Below are 9,699 nucleotides of genomic sequence, written 5' to 3'. Positions count from 1 at the left end.
CCGGTCATCGTATTTTGATAAACCATCGGAGCAATCAGCCGGTTGCCGACTTGTGCGGACACCAGAGATAAGCGTTGGTATCTTTTTCCACTTATCTGCGCTTTCACTATTTGCCCTTTCAGGCTGCGGGCATAGGGACGGAACAGGTAGCGGTCAAATCCTGTTTCATCCAAATAAACACGTTGGTAGTCGGAAAATTCGGCCAGCTGTGTCAAATAATGCGTTACTTTGGCCGGGTCTTGTTCTTTGTAAGTGGTGGTCTTTTTTTGCGCGTTATCCCTATCTGTTTGAGTGCATAGCAAACGGCGGCTGGCGTACAATCAAAATGTTTGGCGATTTCATGCAGATAGGCATCCTGGTGTTGCCCAACATATTGAGCCAGTTTTTGCCTATCCAATTTGACGGCATTTAGACCGGTAACTTGATGTTTTAGGCTGCCTGTTTGTTTTTTAAGGCGAATCCATAAGTAAAGCGTGTTTCTTGACAAGTGAAACGTTGCTGCGGTTTGGCTGATGTTTTTGCATTGTTCGTAATAGTTTAAAGCTTTGTTCCTTAAGTCCGCAGAGTATGCCATGGCTAGACCTTCAAAGTTGAGTATTGTAGTACTATTTTGTTTTTAATTGACTATATTTGCTGGTTAGGAGACTGCCTTTAAGAGGCTGGCTGAAGCTTTTAGGTAGCCTCTATCCTGCCTTGAAAACGGGTTGGCTTGAACCAGACAGGAAAGGGGGTTATATAAAATGAGGAGAGGCTGGCTGAGTATTAATATTCAACAGGCCTCTCTTCATGGAGAAATCAGCAGCGTTGTGTGCACTTTCGGCTTTTGATTGAAGACCTGATTAAGCGACTATCTGGCATGGTCAAGAATGTCGATAGACACGTGAAACCTGATTTGTTCTTGTTAAAAAGCGGTTAAGCAAAAACAAACGCTGTCCGTGCGTAGAAAGCCATAGAAAAATGTAAACAATGTGACGATTTCGTGCAGCTTATTGCCTGTCATACAACAATTGTTGTGGGGGATAGGTATATTTGTTCGATGTATTATTTTGAACAGCGATCCTGGCATAATTAAAAAATCTATAATTTCTGTATTGACAGAAATTATAGATTTAAATAAAATGTGCTTACTATGAAACTGAATCCAACTACTGAAAAATTTATCCTGCATTGGGGCGAAATGGGCTCCAAGTGGGGTGTGAACCGCAGCGTGGCACAGATTCATGCGCTGTTGTATATCATCGGGCGGCCAATGAATGCCGAAGAAATTTGTGAAACGCTAGGCATAGCTCGCTCTAATGTTTCTAATAGTATTAAGGAATTGCAGGGCTTGTTGTTGGTGCACACCGTGCACATCATGGGTGACAGGCGTGATCATTTTGCCACTTCGGATGATGTATGGATATTGTTTCGCACTATTGTGGAGGTGCGGATGCAGCGTGAAATCGAACCCACTCGGCAGTTTTTGCAAGCCTTAATCGACAGTTCTGAATTTGCGCAGGAAAACGAGGCTGTGCAGCAGAGAATCCGGCAAACCAACGACTTTATCGGTACCCTCACCATCTGGGCAAATGAAATGCTAAAACTTTCCACCGGCACAATGGTGAAGATTTTGAAGCTGGGTGCGGGCATTCAGAAATTTTTCCGTTGAAGCAGTTGGCAGGTGAATAGGCTACCTGAAACATTACTGGATATTTTCAGGTAGCCTTGCGGAGGCTTAAAGTGGATGAAGGTGCATGAAGATTAATGTCAATACTCAATCCGATGATGCTGATCACGGTATAAATGAGCCTTATCCGTTTTGGCAGGTATGGTTGGCTTATGCTTTTCTCGGGCCGATGCTGGGTGCTGCGTTACTCAGCCTGCCAACCCTGTTTCTGCTTTTACTGTTTCCCCTTACTTGGATAATTACATTGTTTGTGGGCGTTCCTCTGGCGGCAGTTTTCGGCTTGTGGTTGGCGTGTGCCCAAGTACGGCGAACGCAATATGGCCTTACCTATGCGGGAGTCGTGGGTGCGGGGTGTACGGTACTGTGGCTGATTTTGATAACCGGTTTGCAGTTATCGTTTGATGAGCAAGGGAAATTTGAATTCCAATCGCTGACCATGCTGCTGTTTTTTGCCGTTTTAGGCGGGTTGTGTGCCGTGCTGTTAGGGCTGCTTTTCTTGCCGCAAGAGCCGGAAGAAATAGAACAAATGGAGCGGCGGGAGCAGCTGAAACGGCGGAGAAAATCCTCAAGCTGGTATTTGGATTAGGGTAGATTCAGAATAGATGCCTTGTTTCAGGTAGCCCTTAAACAGGTTGAGCAGTTTGAATTTTTAAACTCATGCGGATGATTCCGCTTAATTTTTAAACCTATATTTCTTTTTTGACAGAAATTTAGAAAAATTTATGAGTAAACAAGTTTCAGGTAGCCATGCATCATGGCGAAAGTATGCATATGAGGCAGCCTTTGGCAGCTGGCAAATTGATGTTGGCGATGGTGTCTCTTTAGTTTTCGGCAGTAATCATGGGTAACTGCGCTTTTGTAGTACGGTGAGTACGACGGTATTGGACAGAATAATGTGTTTGCAAGGTTTGAAAATGAAGCGGCTTGACGTATTGCGGTTTTCGCTGGGATTTTTGTGGTTGTGGAGCGGGGTGCAGCCTGCTTTGACGGCAGCGGATATGTCTTTAGATTTGCTGGGAAGGGTAGGCATTGCGGCAGAATGGCAAATGGCAGCGTTTTATGCTTCATCGGCTTTAGACGTATTTTTTGGGGTTTTATGTTTCACCAAATTCAGAAATTACCGTTTTATATGGCTGGCACAATTTGCCGTAGTACTGGGCTACAGCGTGATTGTGGCGTGCAGGCTACCTGAAATGTGGCTGCATCCGTTTGCGCCGCTTATTAAGAATGTGCCGATTTTGGCAGTGTTATTTTATTTGTTTGGAAACAATGATTAGGAGTGAATCATGAATACTTATATGGTGGTGAAAACCCTACACATTATTTCGGCCACGCTGATGGTGGGCACGGGCTTCGGCACGGCGTTTTATCTGTTTTGGGCGAACCGTTCCGGCTCGGTGGCGGCGCAGGCGGTGGTGTCGAAATGGGTGATGAAGGCGGATTGGTGGTTCACCACGCCAGCGGTGATTTTCCAGCCGCTCTCGGGTTTGTGGATGCTGCATCATTTAGGCATGCCGCTCACTTGGGACGGGGCGTGGTTGTGGGTGAAGTGGACGCTGGCGCTGTATGCGCTGGCCGGTGCGTGCTGGCTGCCGGTGGTGTGGCTGCAAATCAAGATGGCGCGCCAGGCGGCTGCGGCTTGGCAGGCGGGCGAAAATACGCTGCCGGCCAGCTACAAACGCTATCAATTTTGGTGGGAAATGCTGGGCTATCCGGCCTTCTGCGCCACGGTGGTGCTGTATTTCCTGATGGTGTTGAAGCCGATGTAGGTGTGGGTTTGCCTCTGTGGAGGCGCCCGGCAAGAGATTGTTAAACTGAAAATGGAGAATGATGATGCATACTTTATCTGTGATGCTGCTTTTGGTGATGGTGTCTTTAACGGTGAGCCTGGTGTGCTGGTTGGTTTTAGGTGTGTCTTTACGGCGGGTGCTGGCGTTTTTGTGCAACGACCCGCGCGATGAAGTGAAAGAAATCAGCGGCATATTCTGGCAGCGGCTGTATTTGAGCCTGACGCTGTTCACGCCGCTGCTGTGCGTGTTGCTGTTTGCACCGAACTTCGAGCGCAGTTTGGCGGACAACCTGCTTTACGCCCTGCGCTGGTCCGTGTTCGGCGGTGTGAGCCTGCTGCTGGTACTGGCGCATTTGGTACGCAAACAGATTCAGGTGTTGCAACGCAGCGGTTTTGAAGGCGTGAAGCCCGAAGCAGAGCCCGAAAAGCAGGCTGCACCGCCCCGTTTGCAGGCAGAAAAATATAACGGCTTTGCCCCGCTGGAAGAGTAGCGTATTTTTGGAGAATTTAAGATGCACAAAATTTTTTACGATGCCGAATGCCCCATCTGCGTGCGCGAAATAGAGTTAATCATGCAGGACAGCCGCGCCGGATTTATGGAGGCCGTGCCGATACAGGGCAGCGAAGCCGTGTTGGCGCAATACGGCATCACCACCGAAGCCGCGCTCACCTACCTGCACGTTTTGACGGACGACGGCGTGATGCTGCAAAAAATGGCCGCCGTGCGCAAAATGTACGAAGGCTACCAAGGCTTTGCGCTGGTGAAACTGGCCAATCTGCCGCTGCTGGACAAATTGGCCGACCGGCTTTACCCGTGGTTCACCCGCCACCGTTACCAATTTCCCAAATGGCTGCTGCCGCGCCCCGAATGCGAAGGCGGCGTGTGCCGAATCCCACCGAAAGAAAGGACGAGAAAATGAGAAAATATTGGCTATCTATGCTGCTCCTGCCCCTTGCCGCACAAGCCGTTGCCGAAAGTCCGGAGCTGGCACGCTGCCGCCAAGTGTTTAAAGACAATATGGAAATCATGGTGTTTACCATGCCTTGCCCGCCTGATGCCTCTGCAGGAAACATTCCGCAGCATAAATTTGAAAACCACCTGCGCCAAGTAGCGCGCTGCAACAGCCTGCTGGAAACCCGCTATGCCGCCGATGCCGCACGGGTGCAAGCCGAGCTGAACACCTATGTGGAAGGCCCTGCTGCCGAGGCTCGCGCCTTCAACAGCAACCCGCAGCGCAAACAGGCCTACTGCCGCCGGCAAAACGCTACGGCACGCCGTTTGCTGATGCGGTATTAAAACGCTTTCAGCTAGTCTGAAACAATGGCTACCTGAAGACTTACAAATGAAAGGATACGCATCATGTACACCCAAAAACGGCTGATTGCCATCTCGCTCGCCTTATATGCGGTTTGCCTATTCCTGCCTGCGGTGGGCGGGCACATCGGCCTGTCCATCCTGTATGTCGGCATTGTTTACGGCTGGTTTGCACTAATTGCCGGTTGGGTGGCCGTACTGGCCGTTTATGCCAACGTGTTTTACTGGTGGACGGTAATACACCTGTTGCGCGGCAAAAGGCCGGAAGTGGCGGCGTTGTTAAGCATGGTGTTTGCTTCTTTCACACTGCTGCTGGTGCTGATGCCCGAGCCGGAATATGTCGCCGTGGGCTGGGGCGCGTTGCTGTGGCTGGCTGCCCTGTATCTGATGCAAATGGTTGTGTTTGCTGAGAACACCCCCGAAGCCCTGCGCCAATCCTTCAAAAAATGGGCGAAAACCTGCGCCGCCGTTACCCTTGCCCTGTTTGCCTTCGGCCGCTGGCAATACGCCGCCGCCAATGCCCAGCAGCGCGAACAATACTTTCCCTTCGGCACGGTATTCGCCTTTATGCTGCCGTCGAGCCTGCCCTATATCGCGCCGCCGCAGTCGCTGCCCGAACCGAACAACGGTACAGCCGAATGGCTGGGCGGGCTGGAAATTTCCCAAGACAACAGCCTCATTCTGGTTTCAGGTAGCCTCAAGGAATACACCCCGCCCAAACGCTTTATTTATCAAGGCTACCTGATACAGGAATATTTCCACGAAGACGGCATCCTTTCCATCATCCCCGCCCCCGCGCCCGCCGACTACCGCTACGGCTACCGCCCCGCCAAAGAAGGCGAGCAGGGCGAGCAAATCCAGTTTATCCAAAAAGCAGACGGCCAAATCATGTGGCAGGCGCCCGTGAAAGCCGACGGCTTGGGGCAGTACCCGGAATATGACAAAGAAATCAAACACCTGTGGCAGCCGCCGCTATACACCGAAATCATTGCCGGATTTAAGGCGAACCCAGCACAAACCTTCGCCGAAGCCTGCCCGATCGAGCCTTACCGCGCCCCCTTCAAGCTGCACGAGCCGCTGCAAATCGACGGCAAAATCTATTCCGACAAATACCGCAGCCCCGTGGCAAAGAGCCGCATTTTGTGCAACTCGGAATACATCCTCTGGCTCAACGTCCCCGAATATCAGGACTACAACGGCAGAGTGGATCTTTCCGCCGTGCTCATCCGCCGCAGCGATATGCTGCCGGTGGAGAAATTCAAAACCAGCCGGGAAAAAGGGTGGACAAACTACGACGAACTCAAACAAGCCTCAGAGCAACCGCAAGCCTGGCTGGCCAGCATCGGCCGCATGGAAACCCGCCGCCGGGACGAGAATGGCTACGGCTATGACGATTATGAGCTGGTGGTGCACAGCGGCAACGGGGAGTGGGTGCTGAATTGAGTTTTCAGGTAGCCTTTCGCAGGGCGCGCACCGCTTGCCTGCACGGGAAACCAAGGGCTACCTGAAAATCCGCCTCCTGCCCGCACAAAAGGCTACCTGAAAATTTTTATAGTGGATTAACAAAAACCAGTACAGCGTTGGCTCGCCTTGCCGTAACGTGTGTACTGTCTGCGGCTCGCCACCTTGTCCTGATTTTTGTTAATCCACTATATCTAAAGAAACCAAGGCAAACCAAGGCATGATGAACATCGTCCTCTTCGGCGCAAGCGGCTTTATCGGCCGCCGCGTTGCCCAAATCCTGCGCGCACACGGCCACACGCTGCGCACCCCGAGCCACCGCGAATTCGATTATTTGCAACCGAACGAAGCCGCCGCCCGCGAAATCCTGCGCGGCGCGGATGCCGTGTTTAACTGCATCGGCGTGATGAGCCGCCACACCGACGTGCTGGAAGCCGTGCACCACCGCACGCCAGCACTGTTGGCAAAAATTGCGGCGGAACAAGGCGTGCGGCATTGGGTGCAGCTTTCCGCGTTGGGCGCCGACCCGAAACACGCCGTGAATTTTGTCGGCAGCAAAGGGCGCGGCGACGAGGCCGTATGCCAAATTGGCGCGGCACACGGCATGCGCGTGGCGGTGGCGCGGCCGTCTGTTGTGTACGGGCGCGGCGGCGCGAGCTGCGAATTGTTTATCAAATTGGCGCGGCTGTCCGTTATCGCCCTGCCGGCCGGCGGCAAGTTCATGCTCCAGCCCGTGCACGCAAACGACGTGGCGGACGGCTTGGTGCGCCTGCTGGAAAACGGCGCGCCGCACGGCACCATCATCCCTTTCACCGGCAGCCTGCACACCAGTCTGGCGGGCTATCTTGCTGCCATGCGCACAGGGCTGCACCGCAAACCGCCCTTGCGCGTGCTGCCGATTCCGTTGGCGTTGGTGAAGCCGTTTCTGCCGCTGGCGAACGTGTTGAGCGACGGCATGGTGAGCGCAGGCAGCTTTGCGCTGCTGGAAGAAGGCTCGTGCGCCGACTGCACCGCGTTTGCCGAACTGCTGGAGCGCAAGCCCTTGGGCGTGGGGGAATTTTGGGCGATGGAATAGCGGATACAAACCGCCCATACTGTCTCGCCTTGACGCACTGTTACCGCCTGCGGCTCACTGCCCGGCATGAGGCAATCATTATTTCAGCTATGGCATGAACACGCCGCTGTTTGCCGATAATGAAACCAAAAGGCTACCTGAAAAATGGAAATCCGTTTTCAGGTAGCCTTAAGGGCAGCGCTCATAACCGTGAACGGGAGAACAAAAATGTTTAAAATCCAATCGTATAGTTGCTTATTGTTACTCACCTTATTGCTCAACGCCTGCCAAGAACCCGACCGAGGCCCCGAAAAACGGCCTGCACCCATCGTCCCCACCCACTGGCGCGACGGCACGCCGATTGCCGCCGATTATCCGCGCGACCATTATGGCGTGCCTTATCGTATTGGCAATTTGGGCGGGCAGCCGGTTAATTTGCCGGTTCACAGCATGGAAACGCCGGTGGAATATGAAGATTCGCCCGGTTTCAACTGGCGCAAAGCCGAAAACTACAAACCGCCGGTGCGGACTTATAAAGATATAATTGAGGGCTTCAGCTTTTTTATGAACTACACCGATGGCACGATATACGACAGCTGGCATCCCAACTTCAATAAATGGTATGAGGCAAGAAAAGAACCGGGTACACCTTGGATATTGGTGGCCGTAAAAAGCGGTTCAAGATATCCGAGTAGGAATGTCTACAATACCTATCTAGAAAGAAATTTAACCCAACATGCCAGCTCGCCTCACTATATTCCACTCTATGCCTATGCAAAAACAGGTGAAACCAAATTCGGCTTGGAGGTATATGCCAACCCCGGCATCAACCCGGAAAACGGAATTGCTTGGCGCAATAACCGTGGAGCAGACGATTTGTTTGTTCAACGCAATGCTGCTGGGTATGTTGTCAGCTATATCAAATGTTCCAATAATCCCGTGCCCAAACCGCCATGTGATCACGAGTTTTTAATGTCTGGTAACGATATGAAAGTTGAATTAGAGATGGTGTACGACCGCCAAAACCTGCCGCATTGGCGGGAAATTGAGGCGCAGGCGGAGAAAGCCGTACGCAGCTTTATCGCCCGCCCGCCGTCTGAAGCCGTGCAGCAGAAGTGGCGGGGCGGATAGCGGCGATGAAATGAAAACCGATAATGCGGTATCGAAAGTTAATTTGGCTGGCTATCAGTGGATTAAAGGCTACCTGAAAAATGGAAATCCGTTTTCAGGTAGCCTCTTGGTTTTCAGGTAGCCTTTTATTTATCCGGCTGAGCCGCACAAGCGGCCGTTGAAGCGGCGTTTGGGTTTCCAGAAGGCCCAGCCGCTGCGGGCGCGGATTTCGAGGCTGCCGCCGTGTTCGCCGTCGGTGAGGAGGCGGGCGGCGGGAAGGTGTTTGCGTTGCAGGGCGTGCCACAGGGGGGCGAAGAATTGTTCGTCCCATTGTTGCAGGGTGTGGGCGTAGGCGTGCGGGTCGCCAAGCTCGGCAGCTTGTTGCAGTGCGTCGAGGTAGAGGGCGCTGTGTTCGATTGGTGTTTGGCTTTCGGCGGCGCTAGTTTGCCAATCGGGGAAGCTATTGGGAGCGGGGCGGATTTGCGGGCTGCGGCTGTAGGCGGCCCAGGGGCTGTTGCTGCCGATGAGGGTGGGGGGCTCGGCATGGGTGTCGGGCATTTCGTCCCACAGCCAAAGGGCGTTGATGGGGAGCTTGCCTTCGGCTTGGCGGCGTTGGTTGACAGGGTGCTTGTGCAGCCACATTTGGATTTCGGTTTGGCGTTGCAGCCATTGCCTGCGCTGGGGGCCGACGGCTTGGGGCAGGTCGGCGTGCTGGCCGGCGATGTTGAGAATGCAGGGGGCTTGCCAGGCGGCGGGGCGGGGCAGACGGATGCTCCACAGCTCGGGGGAGAGGGGGGCGAACTGCCAGCCGTCTTCGCCGCAGAAGGCGTTGAGGCCGTGGCACAGCACTTCGGCTTCTTCTGGGCTGATGGCGAGGCCGTTGTTTTGCAGTTGGGCGCTGTGCAGGCCGAGCTGCTGGTGCAGGGGGCTGGCGAAGGCGTAGGGTTCGGCGAAGAGGTGGTTCAGCTGCACGCCGAGGTGGGTGAAACAGAAATCGGCAGGTGCGGCGGGGGCGGCTTGGAAGCGGCCGAAACACAGCAGGCGGTTGAGGGCGGGGGTGTGCAGGCCGGGGAGTTCTTCGGGCTGCGGCCAGTTGAGGTCGGGGAGGAATAGGGTGAACATGGGTGTACGGCGGGTTATTTTTTAATAGGGGAAATTTTTCAGGTAGCCCCAATCGGGATATGGGCTACCTGAAAATCGGGCGCGGCCAAACGGGCTGTGCGGCAGGTTTCGGGCAACCGCTACCTGAAAAATAGCCGGCCTTGCGCAACAGCATTGTGCGATATGGGGTGGTAGGGCTTCAG

At 53.5% G+C, this 9,699-nt stretch carries 12 protein-coding genes and 1 pseudogene; 11 read left to right on the top strand and 2 right to left on the bottom strand.

What is annotated here, in order from left to right:
* Positions 1-574, bottom strand: a pseudogene (locus A7Q00_RS13950) (IS630 family transposase); the annotation flags it as partial.
* 555 nt (positions 575-1,129) lie between these two features.
* On the opposite strand from A7Q00_RS13950, the gene A7Q00_RS12370 reads away from it, so the two are divergent.
* The 11 genes from A7Q00_RS12370 (at position 1,130) to A7Q00_RS12325 (ending at position 8,416) form a co-directional block, all read left to right on the top strand.
* The gene (locus tag A7Q00_RS12370; protein ID WP_064090824.1) at positions 1,130-1,648 is read left to right on the top strand and encodes a GbsR/MarR family transcriptional regulator; all 519 of its coding nucleotides are present in this window, start codon (positions 1,130-1,132) and stop codon (positions 1,646-1,648) included.
* 85 nt (positions 1,649-1,733) lie between these two features.
* Positions 1,734-2,252: a hypothetical protein gene (locus tag A7Q00_RS12365; protein WP_064090823.1), complete on the top strand. Its 519-nt coding sequence runs from the start codon at positions 1,734-1,736 to the stop codon at positions 2,250-2,252.
* A gap of 136 nt (positions 2,253-2,388) precedes the next feature.
* On the top strand, positions 2,389-2,514 hold the full coding sequence (locus tag A7Q00_RS14210; RefSeq protein WP_281179016.1) for a hypothetical protein: 126 nt from the start codon (positions 2,389-2,391) through the stop codon (positions 2,512-2,514).
* Positions 2,515-2,580: 66 nt separating this feature from the next.
* Positions 2,581-2,943 (top strand): DoxX-like family protein, encoded by a 363-nt coding sequence (locus A7Q00_RS12360; protein WP_064090822.1) that lies wholly within the window; start codon positions 2,581-2,583, stop codon positions 2,941-2,943.
* Between the two features lie 9 nt (positions 2,944-2,952).
* Positions 2,953-3,435: a DUF2269 family protein gene (locus A7Q00_RS12355; protein ID WP_064090821.1), complete on the top strand. Its 483-nt coding sequence runs from the start codon at positions 2,953-2,955 to the stop codon at positions 3,433-3,435.
* A 58-nt stretch (positions 3,436-3,493) separates the two neighbouring features.
* Positions 3,494-3,946, top strand: coding sequence for a hypothetical protein (locus tag A7Q00_RS12350; protein WP_245637582.1), 453 nt, complete (start codon positions 3,494-3,496; stop codon positions 3,944-3,946).
* 21 nt (positions 3,947-3,967) lie between these two features.
* On the top strand, positions 3,968-4,375 hold the full coding sequence (locus tag A7Q00_RS12345; protein WP_064090820.1) for a thiol-disulfide oxidoreductase DCC family protein: 408 nt from the start codon (positions 3,968-3,970) through the stop codon (positions 4,373-4,375).
* The gene (locus A7Q00_RS12340) at positions 4,372-4,752 is read left to right on the top strand and encodes a hypothetical protein (RefSeq protein ID WP_156503830.1); all 381 of its coding nucleotides are present in this window, start codon (positions 4,372-4,374) and stop codon (positions 4,750-4,752) included. The genes A7Q00_RS12345 and A7Q00_RS12340 overlap by 4 nt, the downstream gene beginning before the upstream one ends.
* 63 nt (positions 4,753-4,815) lie before the next feature.
* Positions 4,816-6,213, top strand: a complete 1,398-nt coding sequence (locus tag A7Q00_RS12335; protein ID WP_064090818.1) for a hypothetical protein — start codon at positions 4,816-4,818, stop codon at positions 6,211-6,213.
* Between the two features lie 241 nt (positions 6,214-6,454).
* Entirely contained in the window at positions 6,455-7,306 is an 852-nt protein-coding gene (locus A7Q00_RS12330) for an NAD-dependent epimerase/dehydratase family protein (RefSeq protein WP_064090836.1), read from the top strand.
* 207 nt (positions 7,307-7,513) lie between these two features.
* Positions 7,514-8,416 carry a hypothetical protein gene (locus A7Q00_RS12325; protein ID WP_064090817.1) on the top strand — a complete coding sequence of 301 codons (903 nt, stop codon included), beginning with the start codon at positions 7,514-7,516 and terminating at the stop codon, positions 8,414-8,416.
* Between the two features lie 129 nt (positions 8,417-8,545).
* Here the strand turns inward: A7Q00_RS12325 and A7Q00_RS12320 are convergent, their stop codons facing one another.
* Positions 8,546-9,517, bottom strand: coding sequence for a hypothetical protein (locus A7Q00_RS12320; RefSeq protein ID WP_064090816.1), 972 nt, complete (start codon positions 9,515-9,517; stop codon positions 8,546-8,548).
* Positions 9,518-9,699: the final 182 nt, after the last annotated feature.

The organism is Eikenella halliae (assembly GCF_001648475.1).
GTDB classification, from domain to species: Bacteria; Pseudomonadota; Gammaproteobacteria; order Burkholderiales; family Neisseriaceae; genus Eikenella; species Eikenella halliae.
The sequence above is the reverse complement of the archived record's forward strand: the minus strand, read 5'-3'. Positions and strand labels throughout refer to the sequence as shown.